This window comes from Pseudoduganella danionis, assembly GCF_009720775.1.
Classification (GTDB): Bacteria; Pseudomonadota; Gammaproteobacteria; order Burkholderiales; family Burkholderiaceae_D; genus Rugamonas; species Rugamonas danionis.
Genome location: NZ_WNKW01000004.1, coordinates 341,288 through 364,370, shown reverse-complemented (window position 1 = coordinate 364,370; position 23,083 = coordinate 341,288). Strand labels below are relative to the sequence as shown.

Genomic DNA, 23,083 nt, shown 5'->3' with positions numbered 1-23,083 from the left:
TCCGCAAAGAAAGGGCGTTGCGCCGTTAGCGCAACGCCGGACTGCAATTAAAAGTGGAAGTTGGCCGTCAGGCTGGCCGAGCGCGGCGCGCCCGGGGTGTAGCGATAGCCCGACTTGTTGATCGCTGCCACATACTGCTTGTCCGTCAGGTTGTAGACATTCAGGCGCAGGTCGATGTTCTTGCTGACCGGGTAGGATGCCATGGCATCGAAGACCCAGTAGGCATCGGCATAGGCCGGCGTGCCCACGGCACCATCAGTACCGCGCAACAGCTTGTCGACGAAGCGGGCGCCGCCGCCAATCTGCAGGCCTACTGGCAGGGTGTAGGAAGTCCATGCCGTGAAGGCTTGCTTGGGCGTGTAGCTCAGACGGTTCTCGCCGCTGTTGGTGACGATTTTGCCCGATACCACTTCCGACGCCATGCGGGTATAACCTGCGCTGATCAGCCAGTTGCGCATCAGTTCACCCGTCACGCCCAGCTCTATGCCCTGCACGCGCTTCTTGCCGCTCTGGTAGTACAGCGCGCTATTGGTAGGATCGACTTCGATCTCGTTGCGCACATCGGTGCGATAGGCGGCGGCCGACAGTGACAGCTTCTGCTGGAGCAGATCCCACTTGCTGCCCACTTCATAGGTGGTGGTGACCTGCGGATCGTAGTTCGGATTGGTGGCGCTGCTGGCAGCACTGCTCAGCGTGAAGGTATTGCCGCCGGGCGGAGCTTTCGAGGTGGCCGCCAGTGCATACACGCTGCTGTTATCGGTCGGCTTGTACAGGGCCGACAGTTTGCCGTTGAGCAGGGTGTCGCTGCTGTTGAGCGCAGTCGCCAGCAGCGTGCCGACCGGGATGGTCTGCGGCGTAGCCGTGCCCTGTACCGTTACACCGTTGTAGCTGGTGGTGTAATGGTCGAGCCGCACGCCGCCATTGAAGATCCAGCGCTCGCCCAGCTTGGCCGTATCGAACAGGTAGACGGCCTGGGTGTTGGTCGTGCCATCGCCACGGGCGCCGTTGCGCACCATGTTCACCTGCGCCTTGCTGATCGGCGTGTCCGGATTCGGGTAGTAGATGCTGGTCGGCGGCAGGCCGACCACGGAGCCATTCACGGACACGGCGCCGTTGACGTTGGTGTAGTTGGTCTGCTTCTCGTTGGTCAGTTCCAGCCCCGCCACCAGCGCATGCTTGAACAAACCATCTTCCAGATTGAAGCTGAGCGTGCTCTGGTTGGTCAGGATTTCGTTGAGCTGGTCCTTATAGGTCAGATTGGTGCGCGCCATGACCCAGGTGGACGGATCGGAACCGGCCACGTTGGCAGTCAGATTGGCGCCCGAGGACATGAAGGACGTCAGCAGATAATCCTGCTTGGTGCGGCCGTAGCGGGTGGTGTTCTGCAAGCGCGCACCGCCGGCGAAATCGTGCTCGATGCGGGTGGTCAGCATGTCGGCGCGCACCTTGTCGAAGTCCAGCACGGAACCGTAGAAGTTGGACGGATCGACCGGCTTGGCACCGGCCATGAAGGCAAAGCTCTGGGCCGGCTTGGTGGCGGTGGCGGCTATCGGCGCAGGTGGCGTCCAGCCCGGCAAGCCTATGGTCAGCACGCCGCCATCGGGAATATTGTCCTGCTGTACGTGCAGATAATTGAGGTAGACGCGGGTAGGGCCATTCAGGCCGAAGGCCAGCGAAGGCGCCACGCCCCAGCGCTTGTTGCGCACCACGTCGCGCGCGGGATTGCCGCTATCCTGATCGAGCAGATTCAGGCGGAAAGCCGTGCCCGTATCGCTATTGAGTACGCGGTTCAGATCGGCCGTGGCACGGCGTTGCTGGCCACTGCCCAGCGTCAGCGCGGCGTTGCTGGCGTTTTCCAGCAGTGCCTGTTTGCTGACCAGATTCACCGAACCGGTCGGCGTGCTGCGCCCGCTATCGGTACCGGCCGGGCCTTTCAGCACATCGATCTGTTCGATGTTGAAGGTGTCGCGCGAGATCGAGCCGACATCGCGCACGCCATCGACAAAGATGCTGCCCGAAGCATCGAAGCCGCGCATATAGATCGCATCGCCCGTGGTGGTGCTGCCGTTTTCACCGAGGAAGAACGCGCCTACGCCGGGCGTATTGCGCAGCGCTTCCGTCAGCGTCACTGCACCTTGCTGTTCCACCAGTTCGCGCTTGATGACGGTCACCGTCTGCGCCGTATCGACCAGCTTTTCCGTGTATTTCGGCGAACTGGCGCGCTCGGCCTTGAAATCGTTGATGGCATCGGCCATGACTTTGACTTCTTCCAGCGTTTTCTGGGCTGGCGGCGTGGTTTCACCGGCCTGTACCGCCATACTGGCCGGCAGCAGCAGCGCGGCCAGCGTGCAATTGAGGTTTAAACGCTGATTCAAACGCGCAGGCGCGTGCTTACGACTCTTAATCATGTGCATCCTTCATCCGTGGGAGTGGGTGGCTGGCTGCGCTGCAAGAGTTGCAATCGTGCTAAAGGCGTCTGGCTGCCGGTGAACTACTAGGGGTAGCAGGATTGTAACAAGGAAGGATACAAATGTAAATGCGAATTATTCTCAATTCGATTGAGACTGTGTATCGAGCCACTGGCGCGCCTGCGCCAGCGTTTGCGCCAGCTCCTGCCGCACGGCCTGGAAGTAGGGCGCCAGATCGGCCGCTTCGCTGCTGACGGCATCGCTGTTGATGGCCTGCTCTGCGTCCAGCGTAGCTTGCACCAGCCGCTTGGCGCCCAGCACACCGACGGCGCCGCGCAGGCCGTGGAAAGCGTGAGCGGCATCGCGCAGCCGCCCCTCCTGCAGGGCGACACCGGCCACTTCGACGGGGCCCATGCCGCTATCGATGGCACCGCGCACCATGCGCTCCATCATGGCGCGGCCGGCCGCATCCTTGCCCATCACCCGCATCAGACTATCCATATTGAACACGCCATCGTCTGCCGCCGGGGCCGGTGCGGCCGGCACTGCCGTGGTGGCGGGCCGGGTCTGCAGCGGCAAATGCCGTTGCAGCACGGCCAGCATTTCATCCACCTCGATAGGTTTGGGAATGAAATCGCTGATGCCGGCTTCCTCGCTGCGGTGGCGCTCGTTGCCCAGCACACCGGCCGTCATGGCGATGATGGGCAGCTTCAGCCCCAGTTGCTGGCGCAGGATGCGCGTGGCCGTATAGCCATCCATCACCGGCATCTGCATATCCATCAGCACTATGTCGTAGGCTGTGGCATCGGCCCGCATGCGCTCGACGGCCTGGCGGCCATCGCCCACCACGTCCAGCGTGGCGCCCGCATGTTCGAGGATGCCGCGCGCCACCATCTGGTTGAGCAAATTATCTTCCACCAGCAGGAAGTGCACGCCGGCCAGACTGCCGGCGATGCTGGTCTCGGCGCTGATGCGCTGGCCATGTTCGCCATAGGCGGCCAGCGCATGCTGGACCGCGTCGTACAGATTGGTCGGCGTAACGGGTTTGACCAGCACCACGGCATTTTCATCGCTCTCGGCCTGGGCCCGGGCCGCGGGATGGGCCAGCAGCACCAGCGGCAGCGCGCTGGCACCGGCCTGCGCCCGCAAGGCCTGCACCGTGCTGCGCCCATCCTCCCCTTGCAGATGCCAGTCCAGCAGCAGCAGATCATAGTGCTGGCCAGCGCCCAGCCGCCGCGCATAGCACTGGCGGGCCGCCGCATCCGTGGCCGCCTCGTCCACCTGCCAGCCATAGCCGCGCAACAGTTCCAGCAAGATCGCGCGGCTGCTGTCGTGCTCCACCCCCACCAGTACCGACAGCGGCCCGGGCACGGGATGGCGGCGTTCTTCGGCCGCGCTGCTGGCCACGCCGAATGCCAGACTGAACCAGAAGCGCGAGCCCTGGCCCGGCACGCTGGCCACGGCAATTTCGCCGCCCATCAGTTCGATCAGCCGCTTGCTGATGGCCAGGCCCAGCCCCGTACCGCCAAAGCGCCGCGTGATGCTCTGGTCGCCCTGGGTGAAGGCATTGAATAACTGGGTTAGCTGGGCTTCCGTCATGCCCATGCCGGAATCGCGTACTTCAAAACGCAGCAGGATCTGGCGCGCATCGGCCGCAATCAGCTCGATGTTCACCGCCACCTCGCCCTGTTCGGTGAACTTGATCGCATTGCCCACCAGATTCACCAGGATCTGCTGCAGGCGCAGCGCATCGCCATGCAACTGGCGCGGAATCGCAGGGTCGACGCGGATGGCCAGCTCCAGTGCCTTTTCGCCGCTGTTGAGCGTCATCAGCGTGGCCAGCGCATTGACTACTTCGTCGAGCGCAAAATCCACCGGCGACAATTCCATATGACGCGCTTCGATCTTGGAAAAGTCCAGCACATCGTTGAGGATGCCGAGCAGCGACTGACCCGACTCGCGCACCATGTTCAGATACTTGCGCTGCTGCGGCGTCAGCGGGGTATTGCCGAGCAGGTAGACCATGCCCAGCACGGCATTCATGGGCGTGCGGATTTCATGGCTCATGTTGGCCACGAAATCGCTCTTGGCCCGGTTGGCCGCTTCGGCCCGGTCGCGCTCGCGCTCGAGTTCCACGGCACGCGCTTCCACATCCTGCTGCAGGCGGTGGCGTTCGGTGATGTCAGCGATCATGGCCAGCATCTTCACGCCCTGATCCGTGCGCACGGCACTCAGATTAATCTCCAGCGGGAATTCGCTGCCATCGCGGCGCAGGCCGTACAGCACCTGTTCACGCCCTATCTGCACCGGCACGGCGCCCACGCCCTGGCTGAAGAAGCGCTGCTGCATGCCATCAAACAGTTCGTGCTGGCGCGGCGGTACCAGCATGGTCAGCGGCCGGCCCAGAATTTCTGCGCGCGCATAGACGAAGCAGCGCTCGGCCTCGCGGTTCATGGTTTCGATGCGGCCGCTGCCATCAACTACCAAAATCGCATTGGGCGCATATTCCACCAGATTCTGCAAACGCGCATCAGCCGCCAGCCGTTCCTGCATCAGCGCATTGAACGCACTGGTGAGCTGGCCCACTTCATCGTCCGTGGCCACCGGCAGCGGGGTGTAGCCGGCCGGCGCAGCCCGCAGCGCAACGATGGCATCGCGCAGCCGCACCAGCGGCGCCAGCAGGTGCATGGTCAGCCAGCCTATCAGCAGTGCCGCCAGCAGGGCGGCCAGGCCACTCCACCACAGCAAACGTTCTACCGCACCATGGAAGGGCTCGAACGCTTCCTGTGCCGGCAACGAAGCGGCCAGCACCCAGTCCACCGCGCGCAGCGCCTTGTAACTGTTGAGAGTGCGCTGGCCGCTGCCGTTGATGCCATCGATAGTCCCTTCGAAGCCCTGTTCGAGCGCGCGCGTCGTGGCCGGGTTGGCATACGGCTGGCGCGGCTGCAGCAGCCGTTTGGCATCCGGGTGCAGTACGTAGCGCGGGTTGGCTTCGCGCGTGAGCGCAAAGTAATAGCCGGTGCGGCCCACTTTGGCATTGCGCAGGTGGCCCAGCAGATTGTCCTTGTACAGGCGCAGCACACCGATCAGCACGCACACCACCTCGCCCCGTGCGTTCAGCACGGGCGCTACCATCTGCACGATGGGCTGGCCCTGGGCGCGGCCGATGATGGGTTCGGAAATGACCGGCATGCGGGTGTGCAGCACGGTTTTGAAATAGGCGCGGTCGGAAGCATTGATACCGACCCGGCCCGCCTGTTCGGGCAGGTCGGCGATGATGCGGCCTTCGGGACTGAGGATCAGGATATCGTCGAACAGGGCCAGCACGGCACGGTCGCGATAGTAGGCGCGCAAACGCTCGGGCGAGCCGGCCAGTTCGGGCGGCTGCTGTTTGGCCGACTGGGCAATGATATCGCGCAGCATCAGCAGCTTGTCGTCGAGCTCTTCGGCGGTGCGGTTGATCAGCGCCGTCTGCTGCGCAAACAGTACTTTGCTGAAATCATCCTGCAGCCGGTGCGTCTGCAGGACCGTTACCAGTGCCACCATCAGGATCGATGTCAGGCTGGTAGCCAGCGCAACTTTTGCCTTGATGCCTAATGAGGTCATGTGTTCCCTGTGAGCGTAGAACCTGCAGAAAACTGAGTACGGACCTCGTAGGAGGTTAGTAAATTTTGCTATTAAAGCTAGTTTTTAGCAATACCATTAACCGAATTGCTGCTGAGCAGCGCAGCACAAATCGGCCACCCGATGGCGGTGTGCTGAATCTGCCACAGTAGTTTTACCATGCGGCACTGCAACACAAGAGCTGTAGAAGCAAAATACTTACTGGAATACCCGATATAGTAACTATGACATAGCCCAAAAGGACTACAAATGGTCTACACTGGCGGGATGATACGAGAATTTGACTCGCTGGTTAGTACCGGCACCCCACTCGAAGTGCTCAAAGCCAAGTGCGCGACGTGCAGCATGCACCAGTTGTGCTTGCCTATGGGCCTCGACAATGACGATATGGATCGTCTGGATCAGATTATCGGTCGGCGTCGCAAGGTGGCGCGCGGCAGTACCCTGTTCCGCATCGGCGATCCGTTCCAGAACCTGTACGCGATCCGCCTGGGCCACTTCAAGGCCTACCAGGTCAACCGCGACGGCGTCGAACAGATTACCGGCTTCCAGATGGCCGGCGAGCTGCTGGGCATGGATGCCATCAGCACTGATCTGCACCATTGCACCGCTGTGGCACTGGAAGATAGCGAAGTGTGTGAAGTGCCGTTCGGCAGCCTGCAGCAACTGCTGGCCGATATGCCGGCCCTGTTGCGCCACTTCCACCGCATGATGAGCCAGGAAATCACCCGTGAACAGAGCGTCATGCTGTTGCTGGGAAATATGCAAGCCACCCAGCGCTTTGCCGCCTTCCTGGTCAACCTGTCGTCCCGTTACGAGGCGCGCGGTTATTCGCCGCACACTTTCCAGCTGCGCATGTCGCGCGAAGAAATCGGCAACTATCTGGGCCTGACCATCGAAAGCATCAGCCGCCTGCTGTCCAAGTTCAAGAAAGAAGGTCTGCTGCGCGTGAGCAACCGCGAAATCGAACTGCTCGATCCTGTGCGCCTGAAAGCCATTACGGCCGGTACCCATTCCTGCAACTAGTCGCAGACATTAGCAAGCTGCAGCACAATAACAAAAGCGCCCCGCAGGGCGCTTTTTGTTTTTCAACGTGAGGTTTAATCGTCGACCGGCTTGGCCAGATCGGCCTGCAGCGATACGGCGCGCTGCTTAGGCCAGCTCCAGCTGCCTGCCAGCCGCCAGTCGCGCTGCTCGCCTTCCACCAGCACTACCCAGCGGCTCTGTTCCAGCATGGGCAGATTCAGTTCGAAAGCGCCTTTGGCGTCGGGCTGTACCACCAGATTGATGTCCTTTTCCGGCAGCGTGGCATGGGCCAGATGGACAAACAGCTTTTCCGGCTGGGTCTGGGCCACGGCACGGGTCAGCTGGCCCACCAGCACGCCGCGGGCAGCGTCATACGACAGCTGGGCCGACAGCCCCAGTTCGGCCGCACGGTGGTCGCGCCGCAAGTCCTGATTGATGGCCTTGCCTTTTTTGTAGTAGTCGCCCACTACCAGCGCATCCTGCTGGGTATAGGCCAGATAGCCGAAATAGCAGCCCACGACTATCGCGACAGCAGGGCCCAGCATGAGCAACCAGGGCCAACGGTGTTTGTACCACGGCGCCACTGGCGCCTGCTCCAGCATTGAGACTGTCATACCAACTCCTTAGCGCGGGACGATGAACACCGCGTGTTCTTTCACATGCAGCGACGGTTGGTCGATGGCCGTCAGCTCCACGTCGATCTTGTTGGAACCGGGCTTGCCGACACCGTGCGCCACGCGCAGACGGATAGGGTAGGCCTTGGTTTCGGTGGCAGCCACGACTACCTGGTCAGCCGTTACCTGGGTCAGCGTATCCAGGCCGCTGACGCGGATCTTGTAGGTATGGCCGCGTTCCGAGGTATTCATGATCTGCAGACGGTAGACGTTTTCGATCATGCCATCTTCCACTTCGCGCCCCATCGAACCGCGGTCGCGGATCACGTCCATCTTCAGCGGCGTGCGCAGGTACAGCGAAGCAGCCGCAGCACAGACGATCAGACCGAGTATCGCCGTGTAGATGCGCACGCGCGGACGGAAGGTGCGTTCGCGGATCTGGGCCGGGGTGTACTTGTTCACCAGACCATGCTCGGTGGTGTAACGCACCAGACCGCGCGGCTGGCCTATCTTGTCCATTACACTGTTGCAGGCATCCACACAGGATGCGCAACCGATACATTCATATTGCAGGCCATTGCGGATGTCGATGCCGGTAGGGCAGACCTGCACGCACAGCGAGCAATCGATGCAGGAACCGTTGCCGGTCTGCTGTTTCGATTTGGAGATAGGAGCACGCGGTTCGCCACGCTCCTTATCGTAGGAAATGATCAGGGTGTCCTTGTCGAACATCGAGCTCTGGAAGCGGGCATAAGGGCACATGTATTTGCACACCTGCTCGCGCATCCAGCCCGCATTGCCGTAGGTGGCAAAGGCATAGAACACCACCCAGAACCATTCCCATGGGCCAAAGCTCAGCGTGAACGCTTCGCTGCCCAGTACTTTAATCGGGGTAAAGTAGCCAACAAAGGTATAGCCCGTCCACAGCGCCAGTAAGGCCCAGGTCAGATGCTTGCCAGTTTTCTTGGCGAATTTCTTGAACGAAGGCGGTTGTTTATCGAGCGCCATGCGGGCGCTGCGGTTGCCTTCGAATTTGCGCTCTATCCACAGGAAGATTTCGGTGTACACCGTCTGTGGACAGGCGAAGCCGCACCACACCCGCCCTGCTACTGCTGTTGCCAGGAATAGCAGGTAGGCGCTGATGATTAACAGTGCGGCCAGATAAATGAAGTCCTGCGGCCACAAGACGATACCGAAGATGTAGAACTTACGCGCGCCCAGGTCGAACAGCACGGCCTGGCGGTCATTCCACTGCAGCCACGGGGTGCAGTAGAACACCAGCTGCGTCAGCCAGACAAACAGCCAGCGCAGACTGACGTATTTACCCTTGATCTCGCGAGGATAGATCTCCTCGCGAGCCGCGTACATCTTGATTACTTGTGGTGCAGGTTCATTCATTGTGCTGCCGGGGCGACTTCTTGAGCCGGAGCGGCCGGTTGATTAACGTCGTTAGAAAGGCTCCACACATAGGCTGCCAGTACATGCACTTTAGCATCGCCAAGGAATTCGGCAAACGCAGGCATGGTGGTATTACGGCCTTTGCGGATGGTCTCCATGATGGTATCAGCACTGCCGCCAAACAGCCAGATCTTATCCGTCAGATTTGGTGCACCGATGGCCAGGTTACCCTTGCCGTCTGCGCCGTGGCAAGCCATACAGGCTGCGAACTTCTCTTTGCCGAACGAGGCTTTGATCGGATCAGCAGTCGAACCGGACAGGCTCAGCACGTAGTGTGCGACATTTTCCACATCTTTGTCGGAACCCACTGCAGCACCCATCGGTGGCATGACGCCATTACGGCCGTGCAGGATGGTTTCCTTGATGGTTTCCGGCGCACCGCCGAACAGCCAGTCTTTATCGGTCAGGTTAGGGAAGCCTTTGTTACCGCGGGCATCCGAACCGTGGCACTGGGCGCAGTAGGTCAGGAACAGACGCTCACCGATCGCATGGGCTTTCGGATCCGCTGCCACGGCCTTCAGGTCCTGTTTCTGGAACTGGGCGAACAGTGGGCCGAACTCAGCGTCGGCAGCCTGTACTTCAGCCTGGTACTGGCCCGAGGATTTCCAGCCCAGTTTGCCAGCGAAGCTACCCAGACCTGGGTACAGCACCAGATACACGACACCGAACACGATGGTGATGTAGAACATCCACATCCACCAGCGCGGCATAGGCGTGTTCAGTTCCGACAGGTCTTCGTCCCAGACGTGGCCGGTGGTTTCACCGGACTTGCCAGTCACTTTCGATTGCGAGTACAGCAGTACGGCGCAGCCGACGATGCCCAGGATGGTCAGTACAACAATGTACAGGTCCCAGAAGCTATTAGTAAAATCAGCCATGTTGCGCCTCCAAATCTTCGTCGTCGAACGGCATGTGTGCCGCTTGAGCGAAATCAGCTTCTTTATTGTGGATCAGTGCCCACCACAGGATTCCGGCAAACGTGACGAAAGAAATCACCGTCATCACGCTGCTGGCACGGTCCAACAGGGAATCGATTGCCATGTTAGTTCCTCGACTTAATTAACGTGCCCAGGCCTTGCAGATAGGCGATCAGAGCATCTTCTTCGGTTTTGTCTTTCAGCTCTTCCGGACCGGCAGCGATCTCAGCGTCGGTGTACGGATGGCCCAGACGTTGCAGTGCGCGCATTTTCGGAATCACGCCCTGTGGGTCCAGTGCCGTTTTGGCCAGCCATGGGTAGTTAGGCATGTTCGACTCTGGCACCACGTCACGTGGGTTGTTCAGGTGGGTACGGTGCCATTCATCGCTGTAACGGCCGCCTACACGGGCCAGGTCAGGACCGGTACGCTTGGAACCCCACTGGAACGGACGGTCGTAGACGAACTCGCCAGCTACCGAATAGTGACCATAACGCTCGGTCTCGGCACGGAACGGACGCACCATCTGCGAATGGCAGTTGTAGCAGCCTTCGCGTACATAGATGTCGCGGCCGGTCAGACGCAGAGCCGAGTAAGGCTTCAGGCCAGCTACCGGTTCGGTAGTCGACTTCTGGAAGAACAGCGGCAAGATTTCTACGGCGCCGCCAACGCTGATTACCAACACTACCAGCGCGATCAGCAGCCAGGGATTTCTTTCAATCCAGTCATGTGAAAATTTCATAGGTGCTCCGATATCAAGCGTGGCCGCTGGTCAGCGCAGGAATACGCGCTACGGCGGTCTCGCGGTTACGCAAGGTCATCCAGGTGTTGTAGCCCATCACGCACATGCCGGTCAGGTACAGCAGGCCGCCGCTGAAACGCACGACGTAGTACGGGAAGGTGGCTTTGACACTTTCGACGAAGGTATAGGTCAGGGTGCCGTCTGGATTGACTGCGCGCCACATCAGACCTTGCATCACACCGGCAATCCACATTGCCGCGATGTACAGAACGATACCGATGGTCGCTACCCAGAAGTGCAGGTCGATCAGCTTGGTGCTATACATTTTCTGCTGGCCAGCCATACGTGGCAGGATGTAGTAGATCGAACCCATGGTGATGAAACCAACCCAGCCCAGTGCGCCACCGTGAACGTGAGCAATGCTCCAGTCGGTGTAGTGCGACAGCGCGTTGACGGTCTTGATCGACATCATCGGGCCTTCGAAGGTGGCGATACCGTAGAACGACAGCGACACGATCATGAATTTCAGGATAGGATCGGTACGCAGTTTGTGCCATGCGCCCGACAGGGTCATGATACCGTTGATCATACCGCCCCACGATGGTGCCAGCAGGATCAGCGAGAACACCATACCGAGCGACTGGGTCCAGTCTGGCAGTGCGGTGTAGTGCAGGTGGTGAGGACCGGCCCACATGTAGGTGAAGATCAGCGCCCAGAAGTGCACGATCGACAGACGATACGAGTACACAGGACGTTCAGCTTGCTTAGGAATGAAGTAGTACACCATGCCCAGGTAGCCAGCGGTCAGGATGAAGCCCACCGCATTGTGGCCGTACCACCACTGGATCATCGCGTCCTGTACACCGGCGTAAGCGGAGTAGGACTTGAACAGGGTTGCAGGCATGGAAGCACCGTTGACCACGTGCAGAATCGTCACTGCCAGAATGAAGGAAGCGAAGAACCAGTTAGCTACGTAGATGTGCTTAACTTTACGGGTAATGATGGTGCCGAAGAACACGACCGCGTAGGCAATCCACACGACAGCGATCAGCAGGGTGATAGGCCATTCCAGCTCGGCGTACTCTTTACCGCGGGTCAGACCCAGTGGCAGAGTGACGACGGCGCTCAGAATGACGGCTTGCCAGCCCCAGAAGGTGAAGGCAGCCAGCTTGTCCGAGAACAGACGTACCTGGCAGGTACGCTGTACCACGTAGTACGAAGTTGCGAACAGGCCGCAAATACCAAACGCGAAAATCACCGCGTTGGTGTGCAATGGCCGCAGACGGCCATAAGTTAACCATGGAATGTCCAGGTTCAACGCCGGCCATGCCAATTGGGCGGCGATAATAACGCCGACCAGCATGCCGATGATGCCCCAGACCACGGTGGCGACTGCGAATTGCTTCACAATCTTGTAGTTGTAGTTCTGTGCAAGGTCCACTTGATGCTCTCCCAAGAACGCTTTGATGATGTGGGTCAAAGGTTACTTAGGTGAGACTTAAAAAACCTTGATACAGATCAAAATATCTCTCATGAATCATTGTGTAGAGGAATTTCGTCCCCATCATGGCTGGCCACAGGGCGTGGCCGGGACTGTTGCTGGGGGCAGCGCCCTCCAGCAAAGACTAGCATTGCACTAGTCAGTTTTCGCCGAATCTTCCAGCGGCGGCTTGTCATCATCCTGCAAGATGCGCAGGCCGGGACCGACCAGATCTTCGAACTGGCCATTGTCCGAGGCGCGGAAGAAGATCCACAGCGCCACAAATACGAGTAATACGCTCAGCGGTATGAGCAGAAACAAGGCTTCCATCACGCTCCCTTTCTGAGTCGCAAGGCATTCGCTACCACCACGGCCGAGCTGAGCGCCATGCCCACGCCGGATAGCCACGGATTGAGCCAGCCCAGCGCGGCGGCAGGGATGGCCACGCCATTGTACAGGCTAGCCCACCACAGGTTCTGGCGGATTACGCCCATGGTGCGGCGTGCCACATCGGCGCTGTCGACCACGGAATCGATGCGGCCACTGAGCAGCACGGCATCGGCATGGGCTTGCGCCAGCGCTGCACCGGCGCCCATGGCAAAGGAGACGTCGGCCGCACTGAGCACGGCCGCATCATTGATGCCGTCGCCCACCATGGCCACCACGGCTCCCCCTTGCTGCAATTTTTTCACAAATGCCAGTTTTTCATCAGGCAGATAGCCGCCTATGGTGGTGCTGATGCCCAGTTGATCGCCCACTTTGCGCGCCAGCGCTTCATGGTCGCCACTGAGCAGCACTACCGTCTTGCCCGCTTTGCGGAAGTAATCGATGGTACTGGCCGCTTCGGCGCGGATGCCGTCGTGCAGGGCAAAGCAGGCCAGCCACTGATCCTGCACACCCAGATACACGGGGGTAGCGCCATCGGCCACTGCGTGCTCGGGCACAGGGCCGCTCAGTTCCGCCACAAAGCTGGCATTGCCGAGCCGGTACAGGCGGTTATGCAGCACGCCTTCCACGCCCCGTCCGGCCACTTCCTGCACGGCCGCCGCATGCCAGTCGGCACGTGCGCCGCTAGCCGCAGCGTCCGCCGCACTGGCCGCCTGCACGATGGCGCGCGCGAGCGGGTGGGCGCTGGCCGCATCGAGCGCGGCCGCCACCTGCAGGCAAAACTCCTCCTCCATCAGGCCCAGCGTGGTGGTCTGCTGCAGCACGGGACGGCCATAGGTCAGGGTGCCGGTCTTGTCGAAGACGATGTGGCTGGCACGGTGCAGGGTTTCCAGCGTCTGCGCGCCCGTGACCAGCACACCCTGACGCAGCAGGCGGTCAGTGCCCGCGGCCAGTGCCGTCGGCGTGGCCAGCGACAGCGCGCACGGGCAGGACACCACCAGCACGGCGATGGCAATCGGCCAGGCACGAGTGGCGCTATAGCCATCCAGCCAGAACCAGAAGCCAAAAGTGGCCACGGCAAACAGCAGCAGCGCCAGCACGAACCATGCAGCCACATCATCGGCCCACTGGGCGATGCGCGGCTTGTCGCGGCCGGCCCGGTCGATCAGCTTGACCAGATTCGACAGCGTGCTGTCCTGCACGCGCTGAGTCACGCGGGCGATGATCATATTGCTGGCATTGATGGCGCCGCCGGGCAACTGGTCGCCCACCTGTTTGGCGATCGGCGCGCTCTCGCCGCTCAGCAGCGACAGATCGAGCGCCGTGCGGCCTTGCAGGATCACGCAATCGGCCGCGACCGCTTCGCCCGGCTTGATCATGATGACCTGATCGACTTCCAGCGCGGCTGCCTTGACCAGCGTGCCCTGCTGGCTGGCCGGATAATCGGCCAGTACCGTTGCCGAGGCCGGCAACGCATGTTGCAGCCGCTCGAGTGCGGCCCCGGCCTTGCGCCGTGCGCGCAATTCCAGATAGCGGCTGCACAGCAGCAGGAAAATGAACATGGTGACGGAGTCGTAATACACTTCGCCGCCGCCCTGGAAGGTGGCCAGCACACTGGCGCCAAAGGCCGCAGCAATGCCAAGCGCCACCGGCACATCCATGCCCAGTGCGCGCGCGCGCAGACTGGACCAGGCGCCGCGCCAGAACGGCAGGGCCGAATAGAAAATTGCCGGCGCCGTCAACAGCAGGCTGGCCCAGCGCATCAGCTGCGCCATATTGTCGTCCAGCGTGCCGTCTTCGGCCATATAGGCTGGCGCCACATACATCATCACCTGCATCATGGACAGGCCGGCCACGAACAGCTGGCGTCCCAGCGTGCGCTGGGCCTGCTGCTGCTGTTCGCTGTGGCGCGCCGCGTCGTACGGATAGGCGGCATAGCCTATGGTGTGTAGCGCGGCCAGAATATCGCCGGGACGGCAATCGTCCGAACGCCAGCGCACGTAAAGGCGCTCGGTGGCCACGTTGAGCTGGGCGCTGGCCACACCGGGTAGCTGATTGAGGCGCTGCTCGATCAGCCAGACACAGGCAGCGCAGCGTATGCCATCGACGGCCAGCGTGGTCTCGCGTTCGCCGGGGTTCTCGCTGCAGACGAAGCGCGGGTCGGCATTGTCGTACAGTTGCAGCTCCGGCGGCAGCACTTGCGCGCCTTCCGCCGTGGCCGCATATTCGGAACGCTGCAGATAATACGATTCCTGTCCCAGATCCATGATGGTCTGGGCCACGGCCGTGCAGCCGGGGCAGCACATGGCCTGATCGGCACCGGCGATATGCACCTTCCATTCGGCTTTGGCATTGCTCGGGATAGGCAGGCCGCAGTGATAGCAGCCGGCCGGCTGCGCCGCGGCAGCAGCGGCCGCCGCTGCGGATGCGGCCGCCGGGCTGGACGCGCCCAGTACGGGCGGCGGCGTCAGTGTTGAGGTGTCAGGCATAAGGTGGTCATCCAGTCAGGCGTAAAGCCGCCCACGGCGCGGTACAGGCCCAGCAGGCCGAAAGCCAGCACCAGCAGGCCGCAGGCCAGCCGTACAGGCGGGCGCTGCAGGGCGCGCTGCAAGCGCGCACCGACCAGCCCCAGCCCCGTCAGCATGGGCAGCGTGCCCAGCCCGAACGCCAGCATCACGGCTGCGCCATTGCTGGCCGAACCGCTCAGCATGGCCGTCAGCAGCACGCTGTACACCATACCACAAGGCAGCCAACCCCACAGGGCGCCCAGGATATAGGCCTGATGGGGGCGGGTGGCCGGCATCAGCGCTTTCATTGCAGGAGCAATCACAGGCTGGGCCGCCTGCCACAGTATGCGGCCGCCCTGTTCCAGCAGAGCCAGCCCCTGCCATGCGTTCATTAGGTACAGGCCCAGCGCCACCAGCATCAGATTGGCCAGCCAGTAGAAGCCCAGTTGCACACCGGCCAGTGCGCTCAGGCTTTGCGCCCCGCTGGCCAGACCGCCAGCAAGGGCGCCCGCCACCATATAGCTGCTGATGCGGCCAGCGTTATACGCGAGTACGCGGGTGAGCGGACGGGCCGGCTGGGCCACGGCGATGGGGATCACGGTGCGGGCTGGGTTGGCCGGGCTGGCGGCCGAAGCCGACAGGGCGCCGACGATGCCGCCGCACATGCCTATGCAATGCACGCTGCCGGCCAGTCCAACTACCAGTACTGGCAGCAACTGCAATGCGTTCATGACAGGCTCAGATGGTCTTGGAGTAGCGCAGCGGCTGCGCTTCGCCCAGACGTGGCTGGCTCAGATAGCGGTCGAACACCATGCAGATGTTACGGATCAGCAGACGGCCTTTCGGCGTGACAGTGATCCAGTCCGGTTCCACGATCAGCAGACCATCTTCCTCGAAGGCTTTGAGCTTCTGCAGTTCGGTAGCGAAGTATTCGCTAAAGCGGATCGGGAAGGATTGCTCGATCGAAGCGATGGACAGCTCGAAATTGCACATCAGCTTCTGGATCAGGATGCGGCGCAGCAGGTCATCGTTTTCCAGCTTGATGCCACGGACTACGGGCAGCCGACCTTCATCGAGTTTTTCGTAATAGCCTTCCAGCGTCTTTTCATTCTGGCTGTAGGTAGCGCCGACGGCGCTGATGGCCGACACGCCGCACGAAATCAGCTCCGATTCGGCGCGCGTGGAATAACCCTGGAAGTTGCGCTGCAGCCGGCCCTGACGCTGGGCTACGGCCAGCTCGTCGTCCGGTTTGGCAAAGTGGTCCATGCCGATGTAGACATAGCCGGCCGCGCACAGGCGGCGGATGCACAGCGCCAGCAGGTCCAGCTTGACGGCCGGGGTCGGCAGGTCTTCTTCGTGGATGCGACGCTGCGGCTTGAACAGGTGCGGCAGGTGGGCGTAGTTGTACAGCGCGATGCGGTCCGGATTGGCAGCGATCACCTTGTCCAGCGTCTGCTCCATGCTGGTCATGGTCTGCTTGGGCAGGCCGTAGATCAGGTCGATACTGATGGAACGGAAGCCGGCATCACGCGCGGCATCGATCACGGCGCGGGTTTCCGCTTCGGGCTGGATGCGGTTGACGGCTTTCTGCACGTCCGGATCGAAATCCTGCACGCCCAGACTGATGCGGTTGAAACCCTGTTTGCGCAGCGAATGCACGCGCTCCACGCTCACCGTGCGCGGATCGATTTCGATCGAATATTCGCCCTGCTGGTCCGGTGCGAATTCGAAGCTCGCATGCAGGTGGGCCATCAGGTCGCCCATCTGGCGGTCGCTCAGATAGGTCGGCGTGCCGCCACCGAAGTGCAGTTGTTCGAGCTTGCCCATGCCGGCAAACAAGCGGCCCTGCATATCGATTTCCTGCTTCAGGTAATCGAGGTAGGTGGCAGCCTTGCTATGGTCTTTGGTTACGATCTTGTTGCAGCCGCAGTAGTAGCACACGGTATCGCAGAACGGAATATGTATGTACAGCGACAAAGGGCGCGTACTACGGCGCATGCGCAAGCCGGCCACGGCTTCGAGGAACTGGCCATAGCCAAATTCGCTCTGAAAACGATCCGCCGTCGGATACGAGGTATAGCGCGGCCCCGACTGGCTCAGCTTACCAATAATGGCGGCATCAAATTCTACGGCTGGGAAAGCAGAGCCGGTGCTACTTGCGTGGTTATACATAATCAGGCTGCTATGCGCTTCATAGGCTGGGGTTTATGAACGGCCAGTGCCGCGCGCGAAGTGCGCGCAGTGCCGAATTTGAACAGACTCACCGCCTGGGTCAGGTTGCCCGCTTCGATTGCCAGACTGGCAGTAGCGGCAGCAGCCTGTTCGACCAGCGCGGCATTTTGCTGGGTGACAGTATCCATGTGGGCAATGGCAGCATTGACCTGATCGACGCCTATGCTTTGCTCCTGCGAAGCGACGGTGATTTCCTGCATGATCGAAGTGACTTGCTGTACCGAAGCCACCACTTCCTTCATGGTGGCGCCAGCGCGTCCCACCTGCTCCATGCCGGCGCTGACTTTGCCCACCGAAACGTTGATCAGATTCTTGATGTCTTTGGCTGCCGTCGCGCTGCGTTGTGCCAGATTGCGCACCTCACCGGCCACCACGGCAAAGCCGCGGCCCTGTTCACCAGCACGGGCCGCTTCCACCGCAGCATTGAGCGCCAGGATATTGGTCTGGAAGGCGATGCCTTCGATCAGGCCGATGATGTCGACGATTTTGTGCGACGAAGTATTGATTTCATCCATGGTAGCGATCACGTCGGCGACGATTTCGCCGCCATGCACGGCCACATTGGAGGCGTTCAGCGCCAGCTGGTTGGCCTGGGCCGAATTGTCGGCATTCTGCTTCACGGTTGAGGAGAACTGCTCCACGCTGGAGGCGGTTTCTTCCAGACTGGCGGCCTGCGCTTCGGTACGGCCCGACAGGTCGGCATTGCCCGCGGCAATCTGGCGCGTGGCCACGGCCATGGTTTCCACGTTGGTGCGCACATCGCGGATGGTGGCGATCAGGTTGCTGTTCATCTGCTGCAAGGCACGCAGCAACTGGCCCACTTCATCGGTGGCTTCCGTTTCGAAGCTGCCCGACAGGTCGCCGGCGGCAATCGCACGGGCGCCCAGCACGGCGCGGCCCAATGGCTGCAGCACTGACACGCGCAGGGTGTACCAGAGGAAAACGTTAATCAGCAGGCCGATCACGGTGGCCACAAAAATGATGTAGTTATGGCCACTACCGCCGCCGAACAGGGCCGCAGCGCCCACACCGGCCAGCAGCACATTGACCAGACTGGTGGCTGCCCAGATGCGCAGCGCCAGCGAGGAATGGATCAGGCGGCGGGTCAGGCGCGCCAGCGGCGAACCGCTGCGGCCGTGGATCAACTGGCCGTTCTTGATACGGATATTATGTTTGCCGCCCGAGCGGATCGCACGATACGCCTCTTCGGCACGGTTGATCTGGCTGCGCTCAGCCTTGGTACGCACCGACATATAGCCGATGGTTTTGCCTGCTTCGCGAATAGGCGTGACGTTGGCCTTGACCCAGTAGAAATCACCGCTCTTGGCGCGGTTCTTGACGATGCCCGTCCATGGCGTGCCGGACTGGATGGAGCGCCACATATCGGCAAACGCTTCCACCGGCATGTCCGGGTGGCGCACAATATTCTGCGGAGCGCCCATCAACTCGGCTTCGCTGTAACCGCTCACCTGGCAGAAGTAGGGATTCACATAGACGATGTTACCGTTCAAATCGGTTTTCGATACGATCGCCTGATCTTCCTGTACTTCTATTTCGCGGTTGGTCACCGGTTGATTATTGCGCATATTGTCTCTCCAGATGGATATATTGCTCTACCGCAATTATAGTCCTGTCAGTTTACGGATATTGCCCAGAATTTTGATTGATTTAGATCAAAGTTCCCCAGATTGCCTGTGTTAAGCCCCAACAATAATCGGGTCCGCCACGTCAGTCAGTAGCTTGTTTCTTGACATAGACAAATAAGGGGAGTAAAACCGCCGCCCCCGGCTGGGGGCATGGCTTCAGTATAGTGACTCTACTGGAAGCCGCGACAGCGAATTTATACCGCTAAATGTAACTGAGAGTACGTGATGGCAATCAATTTACGTTGCTTTTACGCAACTTGTCAAACAGCGTAAAGACGCCCAGCGCCAGCGCACCAGCCAGCAAACCCGCCACAGCATCGAGGCTGGCCGGTATCAACGGCGCCAGCCATGAGGCCGGGGCAGGCCAGGCTGCTGCCTGCGCTGCCGTGTGTTCTATCACTTGATGTAACGGTGCTATGCCATGGCTCAGTATGCCGCCGCCCACCATGAACATGGCCACCGTACCTAGCACAGATAGCAACTTCATCAGCTTGGGCGCGGCGGCCAGCAGCATGCGCCCCAGCACCTGCCAGACGGCGCTGGCGCGCCGGCTCAGGTACAGGCCCGCATCGTCGAGCTTGACGATGGCCGCCACGATGCCATACACGCCCACTGTCATGGCCAGCGCGATGCCCACCACCACCGTCACCTGCTGGGCAAACGGCGCCGTGGCCACCGTACCCAGTGCAATCACGATGATTTCCGCCGACAGGATGAAATCGGTGCGGATGGCGCCGCGGATCTTGTCACGCTCGAGTGCCACCAGATCCGTCTCGGGCTCGGCCAGCACGGCGGCCAGCGTGCCGGCCGGTGCTTCATGGGCAGGATGCTGCAGCGAGTGCAGAATTTTTTCGCAGCCCTCGAAGCACAGATACAAACCGCCCAGCATCAGCAGCGGGCCGATCGCCCACGGCGCCAGCGCACTGATGCCCAGCGCGGCCGGCACCAGAATCGCCTTGTTCTTCAGCGAGCCCACGGCCACCGCCCACACCACCGGCAATTCGCGCTCGGCCTGCACACCCGCCACCTGCTGCGCATTCAGGGCCAGATCGTCGCCCAGCACCCCGGCGGTTTTCTTGGCTGCCACTTTGCTCATCAGCGCAACATCGTCGAGGATGCTGGCGATATCGTCTATCAGCGCCAGCAGACTGCTTCCGGCCATAGAGGCTCCTTGTTATCCCGTTAATAAATTAAGGTCAAGCATGCAAACTTGCCCAAGTCACCACATATTAACCGAAGCGCGCGCCCGCGCAGCCCGCTAAAATAGGGCTATTCGCTGCGGCCGCCGGCTGCACCTGACGCTATGGACATGACATGAGTTTCACCACCTGGTTCACCTTCTTCGTTGCAGCATGGATTATCGCCATCTCGCCCGGCTCGGGCGCCGTGCTGTCGATGTCGCACGGCCTGTCGTATGGCCTGAAACGGGCCAGCGTCACCATTATGGGCTTGCAGGCAGGCCTGCTGCTGGTGCTGTTCATCGCCGGCGCCGGCGTCGGCTCGCTGCTACTGGCCTCGGAAGTGGCGTTCAATGTGGTCAAGACCGTGGGCGCGCTCTACCTGATCTATCTGGGCCTGAGCCAGTGGCGCGCCAAAGTCAGCATCAGCGGCGAAGCGGCCCATGCGGAAGTGCGCGTGCCTTCGGTAAAACAGCGCCTGCTGACGGGCTTTCTGACCAATGCCACCAACCCCAAGGGCATCATCTTTATGGTGGCCGTGCTGCCGCAATTCATTACGCGCGAAGCACCCCTGCTGCCACAGCTGCTGATTCTGGCCGTGACCATGTGTTGCATCGACCTGATCGTGATGCATAGCTATGCATTTCTGGCCTCGTCCATGCAGCGCTTCTTCCGCGACGCCCATGCCGTGAAAAAGCAGAACCGCGTGTTCGGCGGCCTGCTGATGGCGGTTGGTACGGCACTGTTCTTCGTCAAACGGGGCGGCGCCAGCGCCTGAGGATCAGGCCAATTTGTAAGGCCTTGTAATCCCAGTAGGCGGATTTCGTGCTGCAGCGTTTAATCCCGATATCACCCAGGAGCGCTGCCATGAAACGTCGCATCATCACTACTTTGCTGCTGGCCGCACTGGCCAGCCCCGTCCTCGCCCAGAACGATTTGCCCGCCATGGTGGGCCGGATTGCCGCCGTACAGGGTCTGGTGACGCTGACGGGCGACGATGAAGCCATGCCAGCCGGGCTGAACTGGCCGGTGGTGGCAGGCAACCATATCCACACGGCCAGCGGTGCGCGCAGCGAAGTCCGGGCCGGCTCCACGGCCGTACGCGTCGATGGCGATTCCGACTTGGAAGTGCTGGACCTTGACGACGACATCCTGCGCTTGCGCCTGAATTACGGCAGCGTCAGCATCCGGCTGCGCAATTCCGAACTGATCCGCAATTTCGAACTGATAACGCCGCAAGCCCGCATTACCCTGCTGGAACCGGGCCTGCTGCGGGTCGATGCCGAGCGACTGGCTGATACCAGCCAGATCCGGCTGCTGGCCGGCAGCGCCCGCGTTACTGGCGCCGGCGCCACGCTGACACTTGCCAGCGGCCGCGCCGCTGAAATCAATAGCAACGATGTGCGCACGCTGCTGGCGCAGACGGACGGCTTCGACCGCTGGGCCGATGAGCGCGAACGGGTCGGCGATGGCAGCGTCAGCACCCGTTTCGTCTCGAGCGGCATGACCGGCTACGAAGAACTGGACCGCAACGGTAGCTGGAGTGAAAGCGTGGAATATGGGCCCCTGTGGACACCGCGTAATGTCAGTGCCGACTGGGCCCCCTACCGCGACGGCCGCTGGATCTGGCTGACTGCATGGGGCTGGACCTGGATCGATAACGCGCCATGGGGCTATGCGCCGTCCCATTATGGCCGCTGGGTCGTGGTGAACCGGCGCTGGTGCTGGGCGCCGGGCCGTGTGCACGGCCGCCCCGCGTGGGCGCCGGCACTGGTAGGCTGGGTGGATGGCCACGGGCCCGGCCCCACGCACCGGCCCGGCATAGGCTGGTATCCGCTGACGCCGCGCGACCACTATGTGCCCGGCTACCGCGTGTCGGCCGAGCGCGAACAGCGTTTGAGCTGGAACCACAACGGCCGCCCACTCGCGCCACTGCCAGTGCGCAATGGCCAGCCGCCGCGCCATGATGGCCTGAGCGTACTGCCGCGCGAACAATTCGAACGCCACCAGCCCCATGCGGTGCCACCGCGCGCCGCACCGAGCTTGCCCGCCAGCCGGCCCGGCAATAGCCCTGCGTCAGCCGGCAACGCTAACCCCGTCACCACCTTGCCGGGCAATGGCCAAGCACCCCGCGCGCCTGATTATGGCCGCACGCACTGGCCGGAACGGGGACAGGATGGCCGTGGCGAACGGCACGACTACCGTGACGATGGCCGCAATCGCAACCTCGGCCATCCGGCCGCCACACCAATACCTGCGGCCAGTCTCAGCCAGCCACCTGGCGTAGCACGCCCGCCGGCCAGCCTGCCAGCCCCTGCCCAGCCGCCCGTGCAGCCTGGCAGTCAGCCGGCAGCGACGCCATCGCAACCTTATAACGCCGGCGAACGGGGCGGGCGCTACGAGCGCAGCGGCATGGACCTCAACGAGCGCAACGACAGAGCCGATAGCTTCCAGCGCAATGAACGCATCAACCGTGTCGACAGCTATCAGCGCGACAACCGGCCGCAGGAAGAGGGCCGCCGGCCTGCGCGCCAGCCGGAGGAACGGCGCGATGCGCCGGTCTCGCTGCAAGTCCAGCCCGGTCCATCCAGCACCGCCCAGCCAGCGCCCATGCAGCCGCCGGTACGCAGTGCGCCGGCGCCTGCACCAGTTCCGGCACCGGCACCGGCACCGGCCCGTCCGGTATTTAGCCCGCCGCCGGCACCAGTACCAGCCGCCGCCCCCAGGGACAACGGCCAGCACCAGCGCGAGGAACGGCGCAAGGAAGAAGGGCGCGAACGGGGCGAGAAGCGAAATCAGATCCAGCCATGACGCCGGCGCCGAATTGGCTACAATAGAGGCTGGCGGCGCCGCGTTGGTGTTGCCA

The 23,083-nt window shown here is 61.6% G+C and carries 17 protein-coding genes; 3 read left to right on the top strand and 14 right to left on the bottom strand.

The genetic code is table 11. The annotated features are described in order from the left end of the window. Positions 1–47: 47 nt before the first annotated feature. Complete coding sequence (locus GM655_RS16120) at positions 48–2,414, bottom strand: catecholate siderophore receptor Fiu (RefSeq protein ID WP_155435696.1); 2,367 nt, start codon at positions 2,412–2,414, stop codon at positions 48–50. Between the two features lie 135 nt (positions 2,415–2,549). Next, entirely contained in the window at positions 2,550–6,014 is a 3,465-nt protein-coding gene (locus GM655_RS16115) for a response regulator (protein WP_155435695.1), read from the bottom strand. Between the two features lie 285 nt (positions 6,015–6,299). Between GM655_RS16115 and fnr the strand changes: the two genes are divergently transcribed. Then, positions 6,300–7,058 carry a fumarate/nitrate reduction transcriptional regulator Fnr gene (gene fnr / locus GM655_RS16110; protein WP_155435816.1) on the top strand — a complete coding sequence of 253 codons (759 nt, stop codon included), beginning with the start codon at positions 6,300–6,302 and terminating at the stop codon, positions 7,056–7,058. 74 nt (positions 7,059–7,132) lie between these two features. On the opposite strand, the gene GM655_RS16105 is transcribed toward fnr, so the two are convergent. The 12 genes from GM655_RS16105 to GM655_RS16050 all read right to left on the bottom strand — a co-directional run bounded on the left by GM655_RS16105 (position 7,133) and on the right by GM655_RS16050 (position 20,201). Then, positions 7,133–7,672, bottom strand: a complete 540-nt coding sequence (locus GM655_RS16105) for a FixH family protein (protein WP_155435694.1) — start codon at positions 7,670–7,672, stop codon at positions 7,133–7,135. A gap of 9 nt (positions 7,673–7,681) precedes the next feature. Beyond that, entirely contained in the window at positions 7,682–9,070 is a 1,389-nt protein-coding gene (gene ccoG / locus GM655_RS16100) for a cytochrome c oxidase accessory protein CcoG (RefSeq protein WP_155435693.1), read from the bottom strand. Next, a complete protein-coding gene (gene ccoP, locus GM655_RS16095; protein WP_155435692.1) occupies positions 9,067–10,008 on the bottom strand; it encodes a cytochrome-c oxidase, cbb3-type subunit III in 942 nt (313 codons plus the stop codon). Before ccoP ends, ccoG begins: the two co-directional genes overlap by 4 nt. After that, positions 10,001–10,171: a cbb3-type cytochrome oxidase subunit 3 gene (locus GM655_RS16090; protein ID WP_155435691.1), complete on the bottom strand. Its 171-nt coding sequence runs from the start codon at positions 10,169–10,171 to the stop codon at positions 10,001–10,003. The genes ccoP and GM655_RS16090 overlap by 8 nt, the downstream gene beginning before the upstream one ends. Position 10,172: 1 nt before the next feature. Further along, positions 10,173–10,787, bottom strand: coding sequence for a cytochrome-c oxidase, cbb3-type subunit II (gene ccoO, locus GM655_RS16085; protein ID WP_155435690.1), 615 nt, complete (start codon positions 10,785–10,787; stop codon positions 10,173–10,175). Between the two features lie 13 nt (positions 10,788–10,800). Continuing rightward, a complete protein-coding gene (ccoN, locus tag GM655_RS16080; protein WP_161035769.1) occupies positions 10,801–12,228 on the bottom strand; it encodes a cytochrome-c oxidase, cbb3-type subunit I in 1,428 nt (475 codons plus the stop codon). Positions 12,229–12,423: 195 nt separating this feature from the next. Beyond that, the gene (ccoS, locus tag GM655_RS16075) at positions 12,424–12,597 is read right to left on the bottom strand and encodes a cbb3-type cytochrome oxidase assembly protein CcoS (protein ID WP_155435689.1); all 174 of its coding nucleotides are present in this window, start codon (positions 12,595–12,597) and stop codon (positions 12,424–12,426) included. Beyond that, positions 12,597–15,143: a heavy metal translocating P-type ATPase gene (locus tag GM655_RS16070; protein ID WP_155435688.1), complete on the bottom strand. Its 2,547-nt coding sequence runs from the start codon at positions 15,141–15,143 to the stop codon at positions 12,597–12,599. Before GM655_RS16070 ends, ccoS begins: the two co-directional genes overlap by 1 nt. After that, complete coding sequence (locus tag GM655_RS16065) at positions 15,122–15,892, bottom strand: sulfite exporter TauE/SafE family protein (RefSeq protein WP_155435687.1); 771 nt, start codon at positions 15,890–15,892, stop codon at positions 15,122–15,124. Before GM655_RS16065 ends, GM655_RS16070 begins: the two co-directional genes overlap by 22 nt. Before the next feature lie 7 nt (positions 15,893–15,899). Then, complete coding sequence (gene hemN / locus GM655_RS16060) at positions 15,900–17,333, bottom strand: oxygen-independent coproporphyrinogen III oxidase (RefSeq protein WP_155435686.1); 1,434 nt, start codon at positions 17,331–17,333, stop codon at positions 15,900–15,902. Between the two features lie 2 nt (positions 17,334–17,335). After that, a complete protein-coding gene (locus GM655_RS16055) occupies positions 17,336–18,979 on the bottom strand; it encodes a methyl-accepting chemotaxis protein (protein ID WP_155435685.1) in 1,644 nt (547 codons plus the stop codon). A 292-nt stretch (positions 18,980–19,271) separates the two neighbouring features. After that, complete coding sequence (locus tag GM655_RS16050) at positions 19,272–20,201, bottom strand: DUF808 domain-containing protein (RefSeq protein WP_155435684.1); 930 nt, start codon at positions 20,199–20,201, stop codon at positions 19,272–19,274. Positions 20,202–20,353: 152 nt separating this feature from the next. Here GM655_RS16050 and GM655_RS16045 point away from each other — a divergent pair, with 152 nt between their 5' ends. Then, positions 20,354–20,995, top strand: coding sequence for a LysE family transporter (locus tag GM655_RS16045; protein ID WP_155435683.1), 642 nt, complete (start codon positions 20,354–20,356; stop codon positions 20,993–20,995). An 89-nt stretch (positions 20,996–21,084) separates the two neighbouring features. Further along, a complete protein-coding gene (locus GM655_RS16040) occupies positions 21,085–23,028 on the top strand; it encodes a DUF6600 domain-containing protein (RefSeq protein ID WP_155435682.1) in 1,944 nt (647 codons plus the stop codon). The last annotated feature ends 55 nt before the right edge of the window (positions 23,029–23,083 follow it).